The sequence below is a fragment of the Streptomyces sp. NPDC045695 genome, assembly GCF_056432025.1.
The window spans coordinates 233,572-255,087 of sequence record NZ_JBWKJU010000007.1 but is presented as its reverse complement, the minus strand read 5'-3'; the positions used below and the strand labels follow the sequence as shown (position 1 = coordinate 255,087).

General features: G+C 73.2%; 19 protein-coding genes. 12 read left to right on the top strand and 7 right to left on the bottom strand.

The genetic code is table 11. From position 1 onward, the window contains the following. The first annotated feature begins 107 nt into the window (after positions 1-107). The gene (locus AC07DU_RS15645) at positions 108-272 is read left to right on the top strand and encodes a hypothetical protein (RefSeq protein WP_360887790.1); all 165 of its coding nucleotides are present in this window, start codon (positions 108-110) and stop codon (positions 270-272) included. An 18-nt stretch (positions 273-290) separates the two neighbouring features. Here the strand turns inward: AC07DU_RS15645 and AC07DU_RS15640 are convergent, their stop codons facing one another. Both AC07DU_RS15640 and hmgA read right to left on the bottom strand, forming a co-directional pair. After that, a complete protein-coding gene (locus tag AC07DU_RS15640; RefSeq protein ID WP_360887787.1) occupies positions 291-1,040 on the bottom strand; it encodes a GntR family transcriptional regulator in 750 nt (249 codons plus the stop codon). Positions 1,041-1,102: 62 nt separating this feature from the next. After that, on the bottom strand, positions 1,103-2,443 hold the full coding sequence (gene hmgA, locus AC07DU_RS15635; RefSeq protein WP_360887784.1) for a homogentisate 1,2-dioxygenase: 1,341 nt from the start codon (positions 2,441-2,443) through the stop codon (positions 1,103-1,105). A 162-nt stretch (positions 2,444-2,605) separates the two neighbouring features. Here hmgA and AC07DU_RS15630 point away from each other — a divergent pair, with 162 nt between their 5' ends. The 8 genes from AC07DU_RS15630 (at position 2,606) to AC07DU_RS15595 (ending at position 14,898) form a co-directional block, all read left to right on the top strand. Continuing rightward, on the top strand, positions 2,606-4,759 hold the full coding sequence (locus AC07DU_RS15630; protein WP_479111793.1) for a right-handed parallel beta-helix repeat-containing protein: 2,154 nt from the start codon (positions 2,606-2,608) through the stop codon (positions 4,757-4,759). Positions 4,760-4,904: 145 nt separating this feature from the next. Beyond that, positions 4,905-5,831: a cupredoxin domain-containing protein gene (locus AC07DU_RS15625; RefSeq protein WP_479111791.1), complete on the top strand. Its 927-nt coding sequence runs from the start codon at positions 4,905-4,907 to the stop codon at positions 5,829-5,831. A gap of 460 nt (positions 5,832-6,291) precedes the next feature. After that, on the top strand, positions 6,292-7,593 hold the full coding sequence (locus AC07DU_RS15620) for a hypothetical protein (RefSeq protein ID WP_479111880.1): 1,302 nt from the start codon (positions 6,292-6,294) through the stop codon (positions 7,591-7,593). A 58-nt stretch (positions 7,594-7,651) separates the two neighbouring features. Next, the gene (locus tag AC07DU_RS15615; RefSeq protein ID WP_360887995.1) at positions 7,652-8,272 is read left to right on the top strand and encodes a TetR/AcrR family transcriptional regulator; all 621 of its coding nucleotides are present in this window, start codon (positions 7,652-7,654) and stop codon (positions 8,270-8,272) included. A gap of 171 nt (positions 8,273-8,443) precedes the next feature. Next, the gene (locus tag AC07DU_RS15610; RefSeq protein WP_479111789.1) at positions 8,444-10,675 is read left to right on the top strand and encodes a molybdopterin oxidoreductase family protein; all 2,232 of its coding nucleotides are present in this window, start codon (positions 8,444-8,446) and stop codon (positions 10,673-10,675) included. A gap of 73 nt (positions 10,676-10,748) precedes the next feature. Continuing rightward, positions 10,749-12,209, top strand: a complete 1,461-nt coding sequence (locus tag AC07DU_RS15605; protein WP_479031721.1) for a CitMHS family transporter — start codon at positions 10,749-10,751, stop codon at positions 12,207-12,209. Positions 12,210-12,306: 97 nt separating this feature from the next. Next, complete coding sequence (locus AC07DU_RS15600; RefSeq protein WP_479111787.1) at positions 12,307-13,719, top strand: aldehyde dehydrogenase family protein; 1,413 nt, start codon at positions 12,307-12,309, stop codon at positions 13,717-13,719. Positions 13,720-13,818: 99 nt separating this feature from the next. After that, a complete protein-coding gene (locus AC07DU_RS15595; RefSeq protein ID WP_479111785.1) occupies positions 13,819-14,898 on the top strand; it encodes a Zn-dependent alcohol dehydrogenase in 1,080 nt (359 codons plus the stop codon). A gap of 15 nt (positions 14,899-14,913) precedes the next feature. Here the strand turns inward: AC07DU_RS15595 and AC07DU_RS15590 are convergent, their stop codons facing one another. Beyond that, complete coding sequence (locus tag AC07DU_RS15590) at positions 14,914-15,588, bottom strand: TetR/AcrR family transcriptional regulator (RefSeq protein ID WP_479111783.1); 675 nt, start codon at positions 15,586-15,588, stop codon at positions 14,914-14,916. Positions 15,589-15,666: 78 nt separating this feature from the next. Here AC07DU_RS15590 and AC07DU_RS15585 point away from each other — a divergent pair, with 78 nt between their 5' ends. Both AC07DU_RS15585 and AC07DU_RS15580 read left to right on the top strand, forming a co-directional pair. Then, complete coding sequence (locus AC07DU_RS15585; RefSeq protein WP_360887757.1) at positions 15,667-16,818, top strand: acyl-CoA dehydrogenase family protein; 1,152 nt, start codon at positions 15,667-15,669, stop codon at positions 16,816-16,818. A gap of 108 nt (positions 16,819-16,926) precedes the next feature. Continuing rightward, positions 16,927-17,559 (top strand): TetR/AcrR family transcriptional regulator, encoded by a 633-nt coding sequence (locus tag AC07DU_RS15580; RefSeq protein ID WP_479111780.1) that lies wholly within the window; start codon positions 16,927-16,929, stop codon positions 17,557-17,559. Positions 17,560-17,570: 11 nt separating this feature from the next. Here the strand turns inward: AC07DU_RS15580 and AC07DU_RS15575 are convergent, their stop codons facing one another. Then, positions 17,571-18,032: a MaoC family dehydratase gene (locus AC07DU_RS15575; RefSeq protein ID WP_479111778.1), complete on the bottom strand. Its 462-nt coding sequence runs from the start codon at positions 18,030-18,032 to the stop codon at positions 17,571-17,573. A 135-nt stretch (positions 18,033-18,167) separates the two neighbouring features. Here AC07DU_RS15575 and soxR point away from each other — a divergent pair, with 135 nt between their 5' ends. Then, on the top strand, positions 18,168-18,611 hold the full coding sequence (soxR, locus tag AC07DU_RS15570; protein WP_360887749.1) for a redox-sensitive transcriptional activator SoxR: 444 nt from the start codon (positions 18,168-18,170) through the stop codon (positions 18,609-18,611). Here soxR and AC07DU_RS15565 read toward each other — a convergent pair. The 3 genes from AC07DU_RS15565 to AC07DU_RS15555 all read right to left on the bottom strand — a co-directional run bounded on the left by AC07DU_RS15565 (position 18,592) and on the right by AC07DU_RS15555 (position 21,513). Beyond that, positions 18,592-19,341: a 3-keto-5-aminohexanoate cleavage protein gene (locus AC07DU_RS15565; RefSeq protein ID WP_479111776.1), complete on the bottom strand. Its 750-nt coding sequence runs from the start codon at positions 19,339-19,341 to the stop codon at positions 18,592-18,594. The two genes, soxR and AC07DU_RS15565, sit on opposite strands and share 20 nt — an antisense overlap. A gap of 85 nt (positions 19,342-19,426) precedes the next feature. Further along, positions 19,427-20,050 carry a hypothetical protein gene (locus tag AC07DU_RS15560; protein ID WP_479111774.1) on the bottom strand — a complete coding sequence of 208 codons (624 nt, stop codon included), beginning with the start codon at positions 20,048-20,050 and terminating at the stop codon, positions 19,427-19,429. A gap of 95 nt (positions 20,051-20,145) precedes the next feature. Next, complete coding sequence (locus tag AC07DU_RS15555) at positions 20,146-21,513, bottom strand: serine-threonine protein kinase (RefSeq protein ID WP_479111772.1); 1,368 nt, start codon at positions 21,511-21,513, stop codon at positions 20,146-20,148. Positions 21,514-21,516: the final 3 nt, after the last annotated feature.

Below are 21,516 nucleotides of genomic sequence, written 5' to 3'. Positions count from 1 at the left end.
GACGGCACCCGACGGCCGGGCCGCGTCCAGGCCGAAGCGCTAGGCTCCTTATGTACGCACATGTACTCACATGTACGCATCCACGCGGTCCGACCGAGGAGTGGGTCATGAGCCAGTACGACGAATACTCGACCCCGTCGCAGGCCGAGGGCGAGCGCCTCGACGAGGACATGGACGACAAGCAGCGCAAGGAGCGCCACCCCCAGACGATGCGGACCACGCCGTCCCAGGCGGAGGGTGAGCGCACCAAGGAGGACGAGCAGAAGAAGTGACGCCGTTTTCTTCTCCGGTCAGTGCGCGTCGACCGTCACGGTGAAGGAGAACCGGTCGCCGCGGTAGCGGATCCGCGCAACGTCCACCACCCGGCCGTCCTCGTCGTACGTCACGCCCGTGTAGTGCAGGATCGGGCTGAGCAGCGGGACCTGGAGCAGCTCGGCCGTCTCCGGGTCGGCGAGCCGCGCCTCCACCGTGTCCGTGATCCGGCTGATGCGCACGCCCACGACGTCCCGCAGCACCTTGGTCATCGGCCAGCGTTCGAGATCGGCCAGGTCCACCGCCTCCGCGAGCTGCGGGAGCACCGCGTTCTCCACCCAGTTGGTCGGCTCGCCGCTCTCGCGGTCGTACCGCAGCCGGCGGTAGGCGACCACCTCCGCCGTGTCCGGGAAGTGCTCCAGCAGCTCCCCGGACACAGCCGTGCGCCCGTGGCCGAGAATCTTCGTACGGTCACCCGACTGCTGGGCCACGATCGCGTCGACCGAGCCCAGCAGCCGCACCGGGGTGCTGCGCAGCGCCCCGGGCTCGATGAACGTGCCGCGCCGCCGGTGCCGGCTGATCAGTCCCTCGCCCTCCAGCTCCTTGAGCGCCTGCCGCATGGTCAGCACGCTCACCCCGTAGTGCTCGGCGAGCCGCTCCTCGGTGGGCAGGCGCAGCGAGGCGTCCGGAGTGCGCCCGAGTATCGAGGCGCGCAGTGACTGCGACACCTGATACCAGAGGGGCAGCTTCCGGTTCAGCACCAGCGAGTCGGGGGCGAAGGCGGTCACGGGTGGATCTCCGAACGGCTGGACAGGGGTGACGGCGGCGCATGCAGCGTATGCAGTGCCGGTCAGGCGCGGAAGTGGCGCTGCAGACCCTGCCACACGTCGTCATAGCCGCGCTGGAGGTGATCCGCGCCGGCCGCCTGGGCGGTGGCGGTGATCGGCCAGCGGGTCTCGAACATGAACGCCAGGCCGTCGTCGATCTTCTGCGGCTTCAGCTCGGCAGCGCTCGCCCGCTCGAAGGTCTCGTGGTCGGGGCCGTGCGCGGACATCATGTTGTGCAGCGAGCCGCCACCGGGGACGAAGCCCTCGGCCTTGGCGTCGTAGGCGCCCTCGATCAGGCCCATGTACTCGCTCATCACGTTGCGGTGGAAGTACGGCGGCCGGAAGGTGTCCTCACCGACCAGCCAGCGCGGGGCGAAGACGACGAAGTCCACGCCCGCCAGGCCCGGCGTGTCGGAGGGCGAGGTCAGGACCGTGAAGATCGACGGATCGGGGTGGTCGTAGCTGATCGAGCCCAGGACGTTGAAACGTCGCAGGTCGTAGACGTACGGGACGTGGCTGCCGTGCCAGGCCACCACGTCGAGCGGGGAGTGGTCGTAGGTCGCGGACCACAGGTTGCCGCAGAACTTGTTGACCACCTCGGTCGGGCGGTCGAGCAGTTCGGGCGCCTCGTACGCCGCCACCGGGGCCTGGAAGTCCCGTGCGGCCGCGAGGCCGTTGGCGCCGATCGGGCCGAGGTCGGGCAGCTGGAAGGGCTGGCCGTAGTTCTCGCAGACGTAGCCGCGGGCGTCGGAGTCCAGCAGCTCCACGCGGAAGCGGACGCCGCGCGGGATGAGGGCCACGTCGCCCGGGCGGGCGGCCAGCAGACCGAGCTCGGTGCGCAGCAGCAGCCCGCCGCGCTCGGGGACGATCAGCAGCTCGCCGTCGGAGTCGCTGAACACCCGGTCGGTCATGGGCGCGTTCGCGGCGTAGAGGTGGATGGCCATGCCCGTGCGCTGGGTCGCGTCACCGTTGCCGCCGAGGGTCCACAGGCCGGCCAGGAAGTCGGTGCCGGGGGCCGGGTCGGGCAGCGGGTTCCAGCGCAGCCGGTTCGGGTCCGCCGGGGCCTCGGTGAAGGGGCCGGTGCGCAGGGCCCCGTTGTCGATCCGGGTGAAGGGCGGGTGGGCGGCCGACGGGCGGATCCGGTACAGCCAGGAGCGGCGGTTGTGGCTGCGGGGCTCGGTGAAGGCGCTGCCGCTGAGCTGCTCGGCGTACAGGCCGAGGGGGGCGCGCTGCGGCGAGTTCCGGCCGAGCGGCAAGGCGCCGGGGACGGCCTCGGAGCTGTGCTCGTTCCCGAAGCCGGTGAGGTATTCCAGGGCCTCTGCCGTCTTCCTGGCCTGCTCGCTGCCGCCGGCCTGCTCGCTCATGTGCTGCTCCCGCTCCGTCGAAAGGAATCCTATGGTCGACAGTAGGATTCCGCGGCCCGCGCGTCAACGGTGTCCTGCCGCGGGTGGCCGGTTCACGCGGTTCCCGATTCGCCCGTGCGCAGGGGGATCCGAAAAGATGAACAATGCTCTACTCTCACGCGCATGTCGTGGACCCGCAGGTTTCCTGCCGTGCCGGCGGCGCTCCTCGCCGCCCTCCTCGCCCTTGTGTCCCTCCTCGCCGCCGCGCCCGCCGCCCGTGCGCACGAGGAGCGCCCGGTCACCCTCCCCGACGGCTCGGGATCCGTGCCCGAGTACCGCAGGGCGGAGCCGGACCTGATCGTCTGCAAGACCGACCGGCCCGCCTTCGAACGCCGGATATCCGCCTTCCCGGAGGAGCTCAGGCAGCGCAACCTCGCCCTGTACGACCGGTGCGAGAAGAGCGGCTACCGCCACCTCCAGCAGGCCGTCGACGCCGTCGACCGGCCGGGGATGAGCATCGCGATCCTCCCCGGCCTGTACGAGGAGGAGCCCTCGCTCGGGGCCCCGGCGGAGGAGTGCGCCGCACTGAAGGCCCCGAACTCCTCCCTCGGCTACCAGATCCTCAGCTACGAGCAGCAGGTCGCCTGCCGCCACAACCAGAACCTCGTCGCGATCCTCGGCAAGACGAACCTGCAGATCGAAGGCACCGGCGCCGCACGCACGGACGTCGTCATCGACGCCAAGTACCAGAAGCTGAACGCCATCCGTGCCGACCGGTCCAACGGCGTCTACTTCCGCAACTTCACCGCCCAGCGCACCACCTTCAACTCGCTGTACGTGCTGGCGGGCGACGGCTTCGTCATCGACGACGTCCTGACCCGCTGGAACGACGAGTACGGCTTCCTGACCTTCGCCAGCGACCACGGGCTCTACAGGAACTGCGAGTCGTACGGGAACGGCGACTCCGGCATCTACCCCGGCAGCGCCTCCGACATCAACGACGGCCGCGGCTACGACGTCCCCCGCTACTCCATCGAGATCACCGGCTGCCGCAGCCACCACAACATGGTCGGCTACTCCGGTACCGCGGGCGACTCGGTCTGGGTGCACGACAACGAGTTCGACCAGAACATGGGCGGCGCCTCGATGGACAGCGCCTTCCCCGGCCATCCCGGACTCCCGCAGAACCACGCCAAGTTCGAGCGGAACCTGATCCACGACAACAACCAGGACTACTACCGCCACGTCGCCGACGGCACCTGCGCCAAGCCGCCGATCGAGCGCGGCTACGAACGCGGTGTCGTCTGCCCGCAGATCTCCATGCCGCCGGGCACCGGCATCATCACCGCGGGCGGCAACTGGAACCTCTACGAGAACAACTGGGTGTACGGGAACCGGCGCGCGGGCTTCTTCCTCAGCGCGGTCCCGGCCTTCATGCGCGGTGAGGAGAAGTGGTCGAAGCAGACGGACACCTCCCACCACAACCGGTACGCCGCGAACACCATGGGCAAGGACAAGTCCGGCGCCGCCCGCCCCAACGGCATGGACGTGTGGTGGGACGGCCAGGGGCGCGGCAACTGCTGGCAGGACGGCCCCGACGGCTCCTCCCCGGGCACGGTCCCGCAGTGCGGTGAGCGCCGCGGCGCCGTCTCCGGGGCCTCGGCCCGGCTGGTCGGCGAACCGGTCAAGCTGGTCCAGCTCTTCGTCTGCGCGGACTACAACGTCCAGGCGCGCAAACTCCCCGCGGGCTGCGACTGGTACGGCGCGCGCGGTCTGGAGCGGGTGGAGACCCAGCTCGCGCTGGCCGTGGCAGCGGTCCTGCTGCTGGTCGGCGGGGCGCTGTGGTGGCGCCGACTGCGCGGTTCGCGCCTGGGCACGGCGGCCTCGCTCCTGGGCCTGGCGGGCCTGGGCCTGGACGTGGCCGGCTCCACCATGCCCCTGACCGCCACCTCCGTCCCCGCGCTCGCTCTCCTCCTCCTCGGCCTGTGGTGGACGGGCGTGGGTGTGGCACTGCGCCCCACCCGCCCCTGGCTGGCCCGCCTGACCCTGCTCCTGGGCGGGCTCACGCTGCTGGACGCCTTCGACAAGGCCGTCCTGATGATCCCCTGGACCCCGCTGAGCCCCGCCTGGCTCCGGGCCCTGGTCGCCGTGATCTGGATCCTCTGGACCGTCATCGCCTCAGCCCGCCCCGCCACCCCGGCCCACCCCGCCGACGCCCCGGGCGACGACCGCACCCCGGCCGCCACCGCCCCGGCCCCGGCCCTCGGCACGCCGACCACGCACCCCTCGACCACCCAGCCCTCGACCACCCCCACCACCCCGGAGGGCACGGCATGACCCGCACCCTGGCACGTCGACCGGCCGACGTACCGCCCGCGTCGGCTGCCGTACCGCTCGCGTCGGCCGACGTACCGCCCGCGTCGGCTGCCGTACCGCCTCGGCCGGCCGCCCGGCGGCCCCGGCGCTCCGGGGGAGGCCCGCGATGAGCGGTGCCGGCGGGGCCCGTACCGACGACCCGGCCCTGTGCGACGCCTGCGCAGGGCCACCGAGCCGGCCGCGCCCAGCCCGCCGGGCGGCCCGCGCCACGGCCCTGCTTACGCTCGTGCTGCTCCTCGCGGGCGGTGCGGCGACGGGCTGCGGCGGGCGGGCCACCACCCACCACAAGCCCGGCACCAGCCACGAGCAGGCCACCGGAAGCGTGGGCACCTTGCTCACCGCCGCCGACGGCACCGGCCACCGGCTGCGCGAGGTCCCGGCCGAGGGCGCGCCGGAGGTCCAGCTCACCGCCCGGCCCGACTCCGAGGACGGCTGGAACCTCCAGCTGACGGTGAGGAACTTCCGCTTCACCCCCGACAGCACCGGCGGCGCGGCCCTCCCGGGCGCGGGCCACGCGCACCTGGAGCTCGACGGCCGCAAGCTGGCCCGGCTGTACGGCCTCTGGTTCCACCTGCCCGCCGCCCAGGTCCCCGAAGGAACGCACACCCTGACCGTCCGCCTCTACGCGGACGACCACACCGCCTGGGCGGTATCCGGCAAACCGGTCGAGGGCACGACCCCGCTCACCGCCACCGCCCAGGCCGCACCCGGCGGCCACAGCCACGGCGGCACGCCGCCACCCCCGGCACAGCCCCCGGCGGTGCCCGAAGCCGACCGGACCGTCACCATCACCGTCCGGGAAGGCAAGGTCAGCCCCGCCCCCGCCCGCACCGAGCTACGGCGCGGGGAGAGGGTCGCCCTGCGCGTCACCAGTGACCAAGCGGACACCTTGCACGTCCACGGCTACGACAAGGAACTCGCCCTGCCCGCAGGCCAGGAGGCCACCCTGGTCCTGACGGCCGACCACACGGGCCTCTTCGAGGTCGAGACCCACGAGTCCGATCTCGTCCTGACCCAACTCCTCGTCCGATGACCCCGCCCCCTCCCGCACCCGCACCGGCCCCCACGGCCGACCCGGCACCTGCCCCCGCAGCCGCCCGCGAGGCCGGCCCCGTACCCGTCCCGGCGGCCGGCCGCGAGGCTGGGGCCGCGCCTGTCCCCGCGGACGGCCCCTCGGCTGCCCCGGCACCTGCCCCCGCGGCCAGCCACGAGGCTGGCCCCGCACCTGCCCCCGCGGCCGCGCATGCAGCGGGCGCGCCCGCGCCTTCACCCCCGCCCCTGCCCCGCCCCGCGCTCAGCGCCGTGATCCCGGCGACCGCGTCGGGTCGGCGGCTCGGACGCGGGCCCGAGCCCGAGCCGCCGGGTGAAGACGACCGCAGGACACCATCGTTGGCGGGCCGGTGGTGAGCCCGGTCGGGCCGGGTCTCCTCCCGGTCGCGGGCGGTGGCGCGGGCCCGGTCGCGGGCGGCGGCGCTGGCGGTCACGGCCAGGGCGTGGTCCTTCACCCGGCCGATCCGCTCACCGCGCTCGCGCACGGGATCGGCTCCCAGCACGATCTGCCCATCTCTCCCTTCTACGCGTTCGCCGGTGCCTTCGCCGCTCTGTTCGTCTCCTTTCTCGCGCTCGGCCTGCTCTGGTCCACCTCCCGCTTCCGCGGAAACCGCTCGGGGCTCGCCCTGCCCTCCGCCCTTCAGCGGGTGGCCGACGCGTCGGCCACCCGCACCGCCCTGCGCGGACTGGGACTCGCTGCCGCACTCGCCGTTCTGCTCCACCTCCTCCTCGGTCCCGACGACCCCGCACGCAACCCCGCTCCCGGCGCCGTCTACGTCCTCCTCTGGGTCGGACTCGTCCCCGCCTCCCTCCTCCTCGGCCCCGTTTGGCGCCTGCTCAACCCGCTCCGCACCCTGTACCGCCTGCTCTCCCGGGCCCTGCGTCGCCGCGGCCCCGGCCGCCCCCTCCCCGCCCGACTGGGGCAATGGCCGGCCGCCGCCGGGCTGTTCGGCTTCACATGGCTCGAACTCGTCGCTCCTGATCCCGCATCCACCACCACCCTCCTGATCGCCCTCGCCTCCTACGCCACCGTCCAACTCGCGCTGGCCGCCCGCTTCGGCGAGCGCTGGTTCGACGACGGAGACGCCTTCGAGGCGTACTCCGCCCTCCTGGCCCGGCTTTCCCCCCTCGGCCGTCGCAGCGACGGCCGCCTCGTCCTCCGTAATCCCTTCCACGGACTCGACGCGACACCCGAGCGGCCCGGACTCGTCGCCACCGTCTGCGTCCTGCTCGGCTCCACCGCCTACGACGGCTTCTCCGACAACCCCTCGTGGATCAACGCCCTACAGACCTCCCCCCTCGGCCGCACCCCCGCGGCCACCCTCGGACTGCTCGGTGCCATCGCCCTCGTCGCCACCCTGTACTGCCTCTGCGCGGCGGCCACCCGCCTCGTCAGCGGCCCGCACCCCAGCCCGCTGACCGCCTTCGCGCACTCACTCGTGCCGATCGCACTCGGCTATCTCATCGCCCACTACTTCTCCCTTCTTGTAGTCGAAGGACCACGCACAGTAAGCATGGCACTCGGCACTGACAACGCCTCCGAAGCCGCCCCACCCCTGGGTCCCGGGGCCCTCGCCGCCCTCCAGGTCATCGCCGTCGTCACCGGTCACGTGCTCGGCGTCGTCGCGGCCCACGACCGCTCGGTACGCCTCTTCCCGCCCGCGAAAGCCGTGGCCGGCCAACTGCCGCTGCTCGCGCTGATGATCACGTACACCGTCGGCGGGCTCAGCCTGCTGCTGAACTGAGGGCTGACTGAGGGCTGAACCGAGGCCCCCGGCGAACCCGAAAGCGAGGAACGGCATGATGGACCCCGTGCCTCCCGCCCCCTCCCTGCGCCGCGCGCCGATCCAGCAGCGCAGCGCCGACCGGCTCGCCCGGATCCTCGACGCCTGCGCCGAAGTGCTGGACGAGACCGGGTACGAAAACCTCAGCACCCGTGCCGTCGCGCAGCGCGCCGGCGTGCCGATCGGTTCCGTCTACCGTTTCTTCGGCAACAAGCGGGCCATGGCCGTCGCCCTCGCCCACCGCAATCTGGACCGCTACGCCGACGGCATCGCGGAGCGGCTCGCCGAGCTCCCGGCCACCCACTGGCGGCCCGTCGTGGACGCGGTACTGGACGAGTACCTGGCGATGAAACGCAGCGTCCCCGGCTTCGCGCTCATCGACTTCGGCGTGCCCGCGCCGCCGGCCGAGGGTCCGGACGTCGACCCCAACCGCCAGGTCGCCGCCCGTCTGACCGAACTGCTCTCCGCGCACCTCGGCCTGACGCCCGACGCCGTCCTGGAACGCGCCGTCCTGGTCGCCGTCGAGGCCACCGACGCCCTGATCCAACTGGCCTTCCGGACCGACCCGGCCGGGGATCCGGACATCGTTGCCGAGACCCGCGCGATGATGCACGCCTACCTGGCCCGCGTACTGGACTGAGCCGCTGCGGCCTCCCCGGACCCTGACGCCCCCGTCCCCGGCCCCCCTCTCCGGCCCGCCTCGCCCACCCCCCGTACTTGCTCCCGCACGACCCTCCCCTCCGTGCCTACCGGTCGGTATGCTCGAAGGGCCCGCGTATCCGCGCCGCAGCCTGCCGCCCTGGGAGGGCCCATGCCCCGCACCGCCCTGCGCATCTGTCCCCTCTGCGAAGCCACCTGCGGCCTGACCCTCACCATCGAGGGCACCGCGGTCACCGGGGCCCGAGGTGACCGCGAGGACGTCTTCAGCAAGGGCTTCATCTGCCCCAAGGGCGCCGCCTTCGGCCAGCTCGACGCGGACCCCGACCGGCTGCGGGCCCCCCTGGTCCGCCGCGACGGCCGACTCCAGGAGGCCACCTGGGAGGAGGCCTACGACGCCATCGCGGCCGCCGTCCCCGAGCTCGTCCGGGAGCACGGTGCCCTGTCGGTCGGCGTGGTCCTCGGCAATCCGAACTCCCACACCATGGCCGGCGCGCTCTACCCCCCGCTGCTCCTCAAGGCCCTCGGCACCCGCAACGTGTTCACCGCGAGCACCCTCGACCAGATGCCCAAGCACGTCTCCAGCGGGCTGCTCTTCGGCGACCCCTTCGCCATCGCGGTTCCCGATCTCGACAGGACCGACTTCCTGCTGCTCCTGGGCGCCAACCCGCTCGAGTCGAACGGCTCCCTGTGCACCGCCCCCGACTTCCCGGGCCGGCTCAAGGCCCTGCGCAGCCGCGGCGGCACCCTGGTCGTCGTCGACCCGCGCCGCACGCGCACCGCCGCGCTCGCCGACCGCCACCTCGCGCCGCGCCCCGGCAGCGACGCCCTGCTGCTCGCCGCCCTCGCACACACCCTGCTCGCCGAGAAGCTCGCCACCCCCGGCGAACTGGAGGAACACACCGAGGGCCTCGGGGAACTCGCCGACGCGCTCGGGAGTTTCACTCCTGAGGCCGTAGCCCCCGCCTGCGACCTTCCGGCCGACGAGATCCGCACCCTCGCCCGCGAGCTCGCGGCCGCGCCCACCGCCGCCGTCTACGGGCGGGTCGGCAGCTGCACCGTCGAGTACGGCACCCTGACCAGCTGGCTGGTCGACGTACTCAACATCCTCACCGGCAATCTCGACCGGCCGGGCGGAGTCCTCTTCCCCCTGCCGGCCGCCGGCCCCCGGCCCCGGCCCGCCGGACCCGGCAAGGGCTTCAGCCTCGGTCGCTGGCACAGCAGGGTCAGCGGGCACCCCGAAGCCAAGAGCGAACTGCCCACCGCCGCCCTGGCCGAGGAGATCGAGACCCCGGGGGAGGGGCAGCTCCGCGCGCTCATCTGCATCGCCGCCAATCCGGTCCTGTCCGCACCCGACGGCGACCGGCTCGACCGGGCGCTGGCCGGGCTCGACTTCATGGTCTCGGTCGACCCGTACCTGAACGAGACCTCACGCCACGCCCACGTGGTGCTGCCCCCGCCGCCGCCCTCGCAAAGTGCCCACCACGACTTCGCCTTCAACGGCTTCGCCATCCGCAACCAGGTGCGCTACACCCGCTCAGCCGTCCCCCTTGAGGCGGGCCGTCTCGACGAGTGCGACATCCACGCGCGCCTCGTCCTCGCCGTCTCCGGCATGCCCGGTGCGGTGGGCCCGGAGGCCGTCGACGAGATGGCCGTCCAGGGTGCCCTGGCCAAGGAGACCGCCGATCCCCGCTCCCCGCTGCACGGGCGGGATCCGGCGGACCTCGCCGGCCTGCTCACCGGGGACAGCGGTCCCGAGCGCCGCCTCGACCTGATGCTGCGACTCGGGCCGTACGGAGACCGGTTCGGCGCGGATGCCGAAGGCTCGCTCAGCCTGGAGCGACTCCTCGCGCACCCGCACGGCATCGACCTGGGTCCGTTGCGGCCCCGGCTCCCGGGCGGGCTGACGACCCGCAGCGGCAGGATCGAGCTGCTCCCGGAACCGATCGCGGCCGAGCTGCCCAGGCTGCGGGAGTCCCTCGCCCACCACCCCGCCACCCTGGTGCTCGTGGGCCGCCGCCATCTGCGGTCCAACAACAGCTGGTCTCACAACGTCCCGGCCCTCACCGGAGGTTCCAACCGCTGCACCCTCCAAGTCCACCCGCGGGACGCCGGCCGGCTGGGTCTCACCGACGGGGGACGGGCCCGGGTCACCGCGGACGGCGGGAGCCTGGAGGTGCCCGTCGAGGTCACCGAAGCCGTCCGCGCCGGTGTGGTGAGCCTTCCGCACGGCTGGGGCCACGACCGTCCCGGGACCCGGCTCTCGGTGGCTTCCGCCGTGCCCGGCGTGAACGTCAACCAGCTGCTCGACGGCACCCGGCTCGACCGGCTGTCCGGCACCGCGGTGCTCAACGGGTTCCCCGTCGAACTGACACCCCTGCCCTGAGCTGGGGTTTTGCTCGTATTGCTCACACGTGGACGTCTTGTTGGCCCGGGGAAGCGGCACCTACCTTCCCCACATGCTGACCTTCCTCGGCTTCGCCATGATCGCGACCTTCCTGGTCCTGATCATGATGAAGAAAATGTCGCCCATCGCGGCGCTCGTCCTCATCCCCGCACTCTTCTGCGTGTTCGCAGGCAAGGGCGCGCACCTCGGCGACTACGTCATCGAAGGCGTCGGCAAGCTCGCACCGACCGCCGCCATGCTGATGTTCGCCATCGTCTACTTCGGGGTGATGATCGACGTCGGCCTCTTCGACCCGATCGTGCGCGGCATCCTGCGCTTCTGCAAGGCGGACCCGATGCGGGTGGTGGTCGGCACGGCCGTCCTCGCCGCGATCGTCTCGCTCGACGGCGACGGGTCGACCACCTTCATGATCACCGTGTCGGCCATGTATCCGCTGTACAAGCGGCTCGGCCTGAGCCTCGTGGTCATGACGGGGGTCGCGGCCACGGCCAACGGCGTCATGAACACCCTGCCCTGGGGCGGTCCCACGGCACGCGCCGCCACCGCACTCAAGCTCGACGCCGCCGACATCTTCGTCCCGATGATCCCGGCCCTCGCGGTGGGCCTGCTCTTCGTGTTCGTCCTGGCGTACGTCCTCGGCGTCAAGGAGCGGCGCCGCGTCGGCATGCTGGTCCTGCCCGGCCAGGCGGAACCCGGGACTGCGGAAACCTCCCTCGTCCCGGCCGCCCCCCGCTCGACCGCGGCCGACGCCGAGGCGGATGCCGAAGCCACCGGGCCCTCCTCCACCGCCGCCACCTCCTCCACCACCGCAGCCACCGGCTCGGATCCCGTCCCGCGGGCGGGCGCCGCCGCGTCGACGCCCGAGGACGGTTTCCAGGGCCTCGACCCCCACCGCGCCACCCTGCGACCGCGCCTCTACTGGTTCAACGCCGGCCTCACCGTCGCGCTCCTCACCGCGATGATCATGGAGCTGCTGCCCATCCCGGTGCTCTTCCTGCTCGGCGCCGCCCTCGCACTCACCGTGAACTTCCCCCACATGCCGGACCAGAAGGCCCGCCTCGCCGCCCACGCCGACAACGTCCTGAACGTCGCCGGCATGGTCTTCGCCGCCGCCGTCTTCACGGGCGTCCTCACCGGCACCGGCATGGTCAAGCACATGGCCGACTGGCTCGTCGGCGCCATCCCCGAGGGCATGGGCCCGCACATGGCGCTCGTCACCGGTCTGCTGAGCCTCCCGCTCACCTACTTCATGTCCAACGACGGCTTCTACTTCGGTGTGCTGCCCGTCCTCGCGGAGGCCGGCGCCGCCCACGGAGTCTCCTCGCTCGAGATCGCGCGCGCCTCCCTGGTCGGCCAGGCGCTGCACATGTCGAGCCCACTGGTTCCGGCCGTCTACGTCCTCGTCGGGATGGCCAAGGTCGAGTTCGGCGACCACACCCGTTTCACCGTGAAATGGGCTGCTCTGACCTCTCTCGTCGTCCTCGCGGCAGGGATGCTTTTCGGCATCATCTGATCCGCGCCGGCCCTGGCCACCAAAAACTACCGACGCTAGTTTGTAAGGTGTTCGCGAGGTCGGACCTACGCGCTCGTGCGTGCTCGGGAGGAATGCCATGAAGGCCCACGACGGGATGTACATAGACGGCGAGTGGCGGCCTGCCGTCGGACGCGACCGGATCGAGGTCGTGAATCCTGCCGACGAGCAGGTCATCGCCGAGGTCCCGGCCGGGACCGGCGAGGACGTGGACGCGGCCGTACGCGCGGCCCGCGCGGCCTTCCCCAGCTGGGCGGCCACGCCTGCGGCCGAGCGGGGCGCCCTGATCCGCGCGCTCCGCGACGTGCTGCAGGCCCGTAAGGCCGAGATCGCCGACACCATCACCGCCGAACTCGGCTCGCCGATCGGCTTCTCGACGGCGGTCCATGTCGGCTCGCCGATCGCGGTGGCCTCCTCCTACGCGGAGCTCGCGTCCTCGTACGCCTTCGAGGAGCGGATCGGGAACTCCACCGTGCTGATGGAGCCGGTCGGCGTCGTCGGAGCCATCACACCGTGGAACTATCCGCTGCACCAGGTCGTTGCAAAGGTGGCGCCCGCTCTCGCCGCCGGCTGCACCATCGTCCTCAAGCCCGCCGAGGACACCCCGCTGACCGCACAGCTCTTCGCCGAAGCCGTGCACGAGGCGGGCATCCCGGCGGGAGTCTTCAACCTGGTGACCGGTACCGGCCCGGTCGCCGGGCAGGCCCTGGCCGCGCACGAGGGAGTCGACCTCGTCTCCTTCACCGGCTCGACCGCCGTCGGCAAGCAGATCGGCGCCACCGCCGGCGCCGCCGTCAAGCGGGTCGCCCTCGAACTGGGCGGCAAATCGGCCAATGTCATCCTGCCCGGCGCCGACCTGGCCAAGGCCGTCGCGGCAGGCGTGGGCCACGTCATGAACAACACCGGCCAGAGCTGCAACGCGCTCACCCGCATGCTCGTCCACCGCGACCGGTACGAGGAGGCCGTCTCGCTCGCGGCCGCCGCCGTCGCCGAGTTCCCCACCGGCGACCCGCGCGAGCCGGGCACCCGCGTCGGCCCGGTCGTCAACGCCAAGCAGCACGAGCGTGTCCGCGGCTACATCGCGAAGGGCGTGGAGGAGGGCGCACGCCTCGTCGCGGGCGGCCCGGACGCACCGCGCGAGCAGGGGTACTTCGTCGCCCCGACCGTGTTCGCCGATGTCACCCCCGACATGACCATCGCCCAGGAGGAGATCTTCGGCCCGGTGCTGTCGATCCTCCCGTACGAGGACGAAGAGGAGGCCCTGCGCATCGCCAACGGCACCGTCTACGGCCTGGGCGGCGCCGTATGGGCCGAGGACGAGGCGACGGCCGAGGCCTTCGCGCGCCGCATGGACACCGGGCAGGTGGACATCAACGGCGGTCGCTTCAACGTGCTCGCGCCCTTCGGCGGCTACAAGCAGTCGGGTGTCGGCCGCGAGCTGGGCCCGCACGGCCTGGCGGAGTACCTCCAGACCAAGTCCCTGCAGTTCTGATCCCGAGGGCCGCCCGGTCTCCCCGCACGCTCGGCCCCATCCACACCGCACCACACCGCACCTCCGCCCTCATCGCACCGGAAAGACGAGACGACGACCATGGTCCGCGCCGCCATCCTGCCCGCCGTCGGAGCTCCGCTGGAGATACGGGAGATCGTGCTGCCCGATCCCGGCCCCGGGCAGGTCCGGGTGCGGCTCACCGCAGCCGGGGTCTGCCACTCCGACCTCTCCCTCACCACCGGCACCATGCGGGTCCCCGTGCCCGCCGTCCTCGGCCACGAGGGCGCGGGTACGGTCCTCGCCGTCGGGGAGGGCGTCAGCCACGTCGCCCCCGGCGACGGCGTGGTGCTCAACTGGGCCCCGTCCTGCGGCCGGTGCCACCACTGCGTCCTCGGCGAGGTCTGGCTGTGCGCCTCGGCGCTCTCCGGCGTCGGCGCCGTCTACGCCCACGACGCGGAGGGGGTGGAGCTGCACCCCGGACTGAACGTGGCCGCCTTCGCCGAGGAGACCGTCGTCGCGGCCAACTGCGTGCTGCCCGCGCCCGCCGGCATCCCGCTCGCCGAGGCCGCCCTGCTCGGCTGCGCCGTCCTCACCGGCTACGGGGCCGTCCATCACAGCGCCCAGGTCCGCCCCGGCGAATCGGTGGCCGTCTTCGGCGTCGGCGGAGTCGGTCTGTCCGCCCTCCAGTCCGCCCGGGTCGCCCAGGCGGGCCCCGTCATCGCCGTCGACGTGTCCCCGGCGAAGGAGGAGCTTGCCCGCGCCGCCGGGGCCACCGACTTCGTGCTCGCCTCCGACACCACCGCCAAGCAGATCCGCGCGCTCACCGGCGGGCACGGCGCGGACGTCGCCGTGGAGTGCGCGGGCCGGGCGCAGAGCATCCGCGCGGCCTGGGAGTCCACCCGTCGCGGCGGCCGCACCACGGTCGTCGGCATCGGGGGCAAGGAGCAGCAGATCACCTTCCACGCCCTGGAGATCTTCCACTTCGCCCGCACCCTCACGGGCTGCGTCTACGGCAACAGCGACCCCGCCGTGGACCTCCCGGTGATCGCCGAGCACGTCCGCGCGGGCCGCCTCGATCTCGGCGCGCTGGTCACCGACCGCATCACCCTCGACGGCATCCCGGCGGCCTTCGACGCGATGCTCGCGGGCAAGGGCGGCCGCTCGCTGGTCGTCTTCTAGCCCGTTCTCAGCTCTTCACCCGGCTGGACGCTCCGGTGGGGCGTCCAGCCGGGCGTCCTTCAGAGCCGCGTACTGGAGCGCCAGCCCGTCCAGCAGCGCCGCCAGGCCCGTCTCGAAGGCGCCCTCGTCCACCTCGCGCTGCCGCTCGGCCAGCAGGTGGGCCTGGCCCAGGTGGGGGTAGTCCGCCGGGTCGTATGCCGTGCGGTCGTCCACGAACCCCCGGGCGAACGAGGCGACCGCCGAGCCCAGGATGAAGTAGCGCATCAGCGCGCCGATCCGGGTCGCCTGCGCCGGCGGCCAGCCCGCCGCCGTCATCGCGCCGAACACCGCGTCCGCCACCCGTAGTCCGGCCGGGCGGCGGCCCGGCCCGCGCGCCAGCACCGGGACGATGTGCGGATGGTCCGACAGGGCGTCCCGGTAGGAGTGCGCCCACGCGTGCAGGGCCCCGCGCCAGTCCTGGCAGGCCCCTTCGAACATCGACAAGTCGACCCGCGCGCTCACCGCGTCCGCCACCGCCTCCAGGATCTCGTCCTTGGTCCGGAAGTGGTTGTACAGGGAGGGTCCGCTGACCCCGAGCGCGGCCGCCAGCCGACGCGTCGACACCGCCTCCAGCCCTTCCGCGTCCACCAGCGCACCCGCCGCCTCGACGATCCGGGCTCTGCTGAGGAGGGGCTTGCGCGGTCTGGCCATGCGCCACATAGTAGGCCCTGCCCGCCATAAACTACCGGCGCTAGTTAAAAGCCCGGACGAGGTGCCCGGAGGTGCCCGGTGAACATGGAGCTGAGCGAGGAGCAGGCCGCCGTACGCCGGCTCGCCCGCGAGTTCACCGAGCGCGAGGTGGCCCCGTACGCCGCCGCCTGGGACCGTGCCGAGAGCGTGGACCGGGCCGTCGTGAAGAAGCTCGGGGCCCTGGGCTTCCTCGGGATGACCGTCCCCGAGGAGTACGGCGGCTCCGGCGGCGACCACCTCGCCTACGTCCTGGTCACCGAGGAGCTCGGGCGCGGCGACTCCGCCGTGCGCGGGATCGTCTCGGTCTCCCTCGGCCTCGTCGCCAAGACCATCGCGGCCTGGGGGACCGAGGAGCAGAAGCGCGCCTGGCTGCCCCGGCTGTGCTCCGGCGACGCGCTCGGCTGCTTCGGCCTGACCGAACCCGGCACGGGCTCCGACGCGGGCGCCCTCACCACCCGCGCCGTGCGGGAGGGGGACTCGTACGTCCTCGACGGCAGCAAGATGTTCATCACGAACGGCACCTGGGCCGACGTGGTGCTCCTCTTCGCCCGCACCGGCGAGGAGCCCGGCCACCGCGGGGTCAGCGCCTTCCTCGTCCCCACGGACACCCCGGGTCTGAGCCGCCGCGAGATCCACGGCAAACTCGGCCTGCGCGGCCAGGCCACCGCCGAGATCACCCTCGACGGCGTGCGCGTGCCCGCCTCCGCGCTGCTCGGCCCCGAGGGCAAGGGCTTCTCGGTCGCCATGTCCGCCCTGGCCAAGGGCCGGATGTCGGTCGCCGCCGGCTGCGTGGGCATCGCCCAGGCGGCGCTGGACGCGGCCGTTTCGTACGCCGCCCAGCGCGAGCAGTTCGGAAAGCCGATAGCCCACCACCAGCTGGTCCAGGAGCTCATCGCCGACATCTCCGTCGACGTGGACGCGGCCCGGCTGCTGACCTGGCGGGTCGCGGACCTCATCGACCGCGGCCAGCCCTTCGCCGTCGAGTCCTCCACCGCCAAGCTCTTCGCCTCCGAGGCCGCCGTGCGCGCCGCGAGCAACGCCCTCCAGGTGCACGGCGGTTACGGTTACATCGACGAGTACCCGGCGGGCAAGCTGCTGCGCGACGCCCGCGTGATGACCCTGTACGAGGGCACCAGCCAGATCCAGAAGCTGCTCATCGGCCGCGCCCGCACGGGAGTGTCCGCCTTCTGAGCCCCCCCGGCCGTCCTTCGCCTCCATCGGAGGGCCGATCTCCGCTAAGCGCTTGCTCACCCTCCGGTAAGGTGTTCATTCCTGCAAGGCGAAGAGGGTGAGCGAGAGATGGACAGCGCGGTGGAGACCGGCGGCTACCAGCCGTGGTCGGAGGTCACCCCCGACGCCGCGCGGCGGCTGCTCGTCGCCGCCGTCGAGGCCTTCGCCGAGCGTGGGTACCACGCCACCACCACGCGTGACATCGCCAGTCGCGCCGGCATGAGCCCGGCCGCGCTCTACATCCACTACAAGACCAAGGAAGAGCTGCTCCACCGCATCAGCCGGATCGGCCACGACAAGGCGCTGGAGATCCTCACCGCGGCGGCCGAGGGCCCCGGCTGCGCCGCCGACCGGCTCGACGCCGCCGTGCGGTCGTTCGTCCTGTGGCACGCGGCGCACCACACCACCGCGCGCGTGGTCCAGTACGAGCTCGACGCCCTCGCTGCCGAGCACCGCTCCGAGATCGTGGCGCTGCGCCGGCAGAGCGACGCCGTCGTGCGCCGCATCCTCGTGGAGGGGGTCGCGGCGGGGGAGTTCGACGTGCCCGACGTGCCGGGCACCACCCTCGCCGTGCTGTCGCTGTGCATCGACGTGGCCCGCTGGTTCAACGTGGCCGGGCAGCGCACGCCCGACGAGGTCGGCGCGCTCTACGCCGACCTCGTGCTGCGCATGGTGGCCGCGCGGCCGCGCCCTCAGAAGTAGCGGCCGCGCCCTCAGAAGTAGTAGCGGGACACCGCTTCGGCCACGCACACCGGCTTGTCGCCGCCCTCGCGCTCGACCGTGACGGTGGCCGTGACCTGCACGCCGCCGCCCGCCTCCGCGACCTCCGTGATCACGGCCGTGGCGCGCAGCCGGGAGCCGACCGGCACCGGAGCCGGGAAACGCACCTTGTTCGCCCCGTAGTTGAGGCCCATCCGCATGCCCTCGACCCGCATGACCTGCGGTACCAGGCTGGGCAGCAGGGACAGCGTCAGGTAGCCGTGCGCAATGGTGGAACCGAAGGGTCCGGACGCCGCCCGCTCCGGGTCCACGTGGATCCACTGGTGGTCCCCGGTGGCGTCCGCGAAGAGGTCGATCCGCTTCTGGTCCACCTTCAGCCACTCGCTGGGGCCGAGCGGCGCGCCGATCCCGGCGTGCAGCTCCTCGGCGGACGTGAAGATCCTCGGCTCGGCCATGCCCTGCTCCTGTCTTCTCGACTACGACTGACGTGCGGGCGACTGCCGCTGGTGTGCGACCGGGCGAACAAGCGCTTGCTCAGCATGGTGGGACGGTATGGGTATGTCAACGGACCTCCGACTACCCTCGGCCGGGTGCCGCAGATTCCCGAGAACATCCACGAGCTCACCGTCGGCCAGCTGTCCGCCCGCAGCGGCGCGGCCGTCTCGGCGCTCCACTTCTACGAGGCCAAGGGCCTGATCAGCAGCCGCCGCACCTCCGGCAACCAGCGCCGCTACACCCGCGACGCACTGCGCAGGGTGGCCTTCGTGCGCGCCGCCCAGCGCGTGGGCATCCCCCTGGCCAGCATCCGCGAGGCACTCGCCCGCCTCCCCGAGGAGCGCACCCCCAACCGCGAGGACTGGGCCCGCCTCTCCGAGGCGTGGCGCGCCGAGCTCGACCAGCGGATCAGCCAACTCGGACGCCTGCGCGACCACTTGACCGACTGCATCGGCTGCGGCTGCCTGTCCCTGGAAACCTGCGCCCTGTCCAACCCGGACGACGCCTTCGGCGACCGGCTCACCGGCTCGCGGCTGTAGGCCGGCGCTCCTCCAGCGCCGCCGTCACCAGCTCGGCGTTCGACCGCGCCGGCCGCCCGTCCGGCAGGTGCAGTACGTCTCCTACGCCGGTCCGCGCGCCCGCGCCGCACCGTACGGCCAGCCGCAGCACCGGCCAGGCGGCCGCCTCCCGCCCGTACAGCAGCACCGCCACCGGCGGCAGGCCGGGCAGCGCGGCCACCAGGGCGGGATCGGCCGACGCGAGCTCGGCCAGGAGCCGGACCCGGGCGGGCTCGCGCACCGGCCAGGACAGGAACCGTCGCATCGGCTCCGGCCCGGCCGCTCCGCCCAGCGCGACCTCCGCGTCCACCGCGACGCCCCGCGCCAGCAGGACCTCGGCCAAGTCCGTGGCCCCGGGCTCCGCGAAGTCCACGACCGCCCGGTCCGGCAGCACCGACCACGACCGCACCCGCTCCAGGCGCCCCGCGGGATCGGGCTCTGCCCCGATGCTCGCGCACACCGAGAGCGGCACACCGACCCCCGCGCCCCGCAGCGCCTCCAGCGCCGGCCCGACCACCCGGGGCGAGAGGCTCTCCCTCCCGCACGGGGTCCGCGGGTGCACCAGTACCTCCCCGGCCCCGGCGGCGACCGCCCGCCACGCCGCTTGCGCCAGGTCCCCCGGCGACATCGGCACGGCCGGCCCGTCGGCGGCACTCCGGGAGCCGTTCAGCGACACCGGCAGCGCAGGACCCACGCCGGGGCGCGGGCTCACGCGGCTCCCGGGCTCGCGCGGTGCCGCGGCCTCACGCCGTGCCCCGGGCTCGCGTCATGTCCCGTACTTGTGCCGTGCCCCGGGCTCACGCCGCCCCCGCCGTGGGGGTGTCCGCCAGCGCCGGCCTCGGCACCACGATCCCGCAGCCCGCGCACACCGGACCGTCCCAAGCCCAGGCCCCTTCCCACGGGCCGTGCCCGGAGCTCCCGTCGGCCCCGGACGGAACGCGCCTCGGCGCCGCCGTCACCGGCGGCCAGCGCAGCTCCTGCTCCCCGCAGACCGGGCACCCGGTGCCCGGCTCCGACTCCAGTGCCCGCACCAGCCTGCGCAGTACCTCCCCCAGCGCCCCCTCCGGCCGCACGCCCGGATCCGCGCACCGCACCACCGCGTCCCCGCTCCCGCCCCACGCCCACTCGGGCCGGCGCAGGCCGTGGTGCTTCTCCCGTCTGCGTCGCTCCGCGAACTGGCGCTCGTACTCCAGCCACACCGCCCGCGCCTCCTCCAGCTCCTCCAGCGCGGCGACCAGCCGCAGCGGATCCGCCCCGCGGTCCTCGGGGGCGATCCCGTGCCGGTCGCACAGGTGCCACCAGGTGGCCCGGTGCCCGTACGGCGCGAACCGCTCCAGGCAGCGGCGCAGCGAATGGCGCCGCAGGGCGCGGTCGTTGCGCGCGTCGCGCACCTGATAGGCCAGACTCCGGAATCCCGCCATCACACCATCACCTCCGCCGATGTGCCCAACATGCCCGGCCGGGGGTGGGCGCATGCGGGGGCGGTCGAGGCGTGCGGGTGGCACGTGGCCGGAAGTCAGCGCCCCATGCGCCCCGCTCCCACCACGAGCCGGGCCAGTTCCTCGTGGCAGATGTCGCTGTGCGCCCCCGAGGGGGCGCCGCCGCGCCGCACCACGGAGCCCGCGTCCACACTGACGCAACCGGTCGCGGGCACCCCCTCGCGCAGGGCCGCGTCGAGGCTCAGCCGCGGCGCGCCCGGCACCGCCCGCACCCCGTCGTGCCCGACCGCGCCCCAGCGCTCGTCGAAGCCGAGCAGACCGGCCGAATCGCCTGCCATCCGGGCGGCGAGCGGGTAGAACACCCTCAGTGCCGAGTCGTGCGGTGAGTGGCAGGCCACCACCGGTCCGTCGACCCTGCCGTGGAGGCCGCGCAGGGCGCCGCCGTTGCGTTCGTCGTGCGGCAGCCGGTCGGCGAACGCGTAATGGGAGAAGGCCCCTTGGAGCAGGGTCACGGACTTCACGTAACGGGCTCCGGCCGGCACCGCGCGCAGCGAGAACGACACCACCCGCGCCCCGAAACTGTGCCCGATCAGATGGAAGCGCAGCGCCGGACGGCTGGCCGCGAGCTCTGCCAGGACCGGGCCGAGCCCGCGTTCGCCGACCACTCCGGCCCGCTTCTTCATCTTGTAGTACGTCGCCTGCCGCAGCAGTTCCTTGGCGCCTCCCCACAGGCCGCGCAGCCCGCCGCCGAGCGCGAGGCCCGGCTCGTCGGCGCCCCTGGCCGGCGCGCCCGCCTCGACCAGGGCGAGGGTGAGGGTCCGGCAGACCTCCAGTACGTCGTCCACGAAGATCGCGGGAACCGACGGGGCGGCCGCCGTGGCCACCGCGTCCACCCCCGCCAGCTCCCGGACGAGGGCGCCGAACTCGATGAAGGCGACCGCCGAGTCGGGCCGCTCCTCCAGCAGCTGCGCCACCCTGTCCAGCTCCGCCCGCCGCCCCGGCCAGAACGCGTCGAGTGCTTCCCGGGTGGCGGGGTCCAGCGCCGTACCGGCGTCGGCGGGTACGGCGGGTACGGCGACGGCGCCGGGCGCGTCGAAGTCGGGTATCGGCTCGTCGGAGAAACGCATCGCGGGCCATACGACGCCCACGTAGCCCAGGCGCACCCCCGGCCCGACGAGCCCCGGGAAGGGGGCGAAGAAGCGGTCGTAGAGCCGGGTCGCCGTGGAGCGGTCGCTGTTCCAGCCGTGCGCGAAGACCAGGACGTCCGTGGCCTCCATCCGGGCCACCATCCCCTGCGTCGCCCGGTCGACGTCCCCTTCGGAGTCGAAGGTCAGCTCCGCGTACGGCCCGACCCCGATCCCGGCCCCGATCCCGGCCCCGATCCCGGCCCCGATCCCGGCCCCGATCCCGGCCCCGATCCCGGCCCCGCCACCGATCCCCGCCATGAC

Bases quoted from the DNA above. Each gene is read 5' to 3' on its own strand.
- AC07DU_RS15625 (WP_479111791.1), top strand. From the start codon at position 4,905: ATGAGCGGTGCCGGCGGGGCCCGTACCGACGACCCGGCCCTGTGCGAC.
- AC07DU_RS15580 (WP_479111780.1), top strand. From the start codon at position 16,927: ATGGACAGCGCGGTGGAGACCGGCGGCTACCAGCCGTGGTCGGAGGTC.
- AC07DU_RS15595 (WP_479111785.1), top strand. From the start codon at position 13,819: ATGGTCCGCGCCGCCATCCTGCCCGCCGTCGGAGCTCCGCTGGAGATA.
- AC07DU_RS15590 (WP_479111783.1), bottom strand. From the start codon at position 15,588: ATGGCCAGACCGCGCAAGCCCCTCCTCAGCAGAGCCCGGATCGTCGAG.
- AC07DU_RS15600 (WP_479111787.1), top strand. From the start codon at position 12,307: ATGAAGGCCCACGACGGGATGTACATAGACGGCGAGTGGCGGCCTGCC.
- AC07DU_RS15560 (WP_479111774.1), bottom strand. From the start codon at position 20,050: ATGGCGGGATTCCGGAGTCTGGCCTATCAGGTGCGCGACGCGCGCAAC.
- AC07DU_RS15630 (WP_479111793.1), top strand. From the start codon at position 2,606: ATGTCGTGGACCCGCAGGTTTCCTGCCGTGCCGGCGGCGCTCCTCGCC.
- hmgA (WP_360887784.1), bottom strand. From the start codon at position 2,443: ATGAGCGAGCAGGCCGGCGGCAGCGAGCAGGCCAGGAAGACGGCAGAG.
- AC07DU_RS15575 (WP_479111778.1), bottom strand. From the start codon at position 18,032: ATGGCCGAGCCGAGGATCTTCACGTCCGCCGAGGAGCTGCACGCCGGG.
- AC07DU_RS15610 (WP_479111789.1), top strand. From the start codon at position 8,444: ATGCCCCGCACCGCCCTGCGCATCTGTCCCCTCTGCGAAGCCACCTGC.
- AC07DU_RS15605 (WP_479031721.1), top strand. From the start codon at position 10,749: ATGCTGACCTTCCTCGGCTTCGCCATGATCGCGACCTTCCTGGTCCTG.
- AC07DU_RS15615 (WP_360887995.1), top strand. From the start codon at position 7,652: ATGGACCCCGTGCCTCCCGCCCCCTCCCTGCGCCGCGCGCCGATCCAG.
- AC07DU_RS15555 (WP_479111772.1), bottom strand. From the start codon at position 21,513: ATGGCGGGGATCGGTGGCGGGGCCGGGATCGGGGCCGGGATCGGGGCC.
- AC07DU_RS15645 (WP_360887790.1), top strand. From the start codon at position 108: ATGAGCCAGTACGACGAATACTCGACCCCGTCGCAGGCCGAGGGCGAG.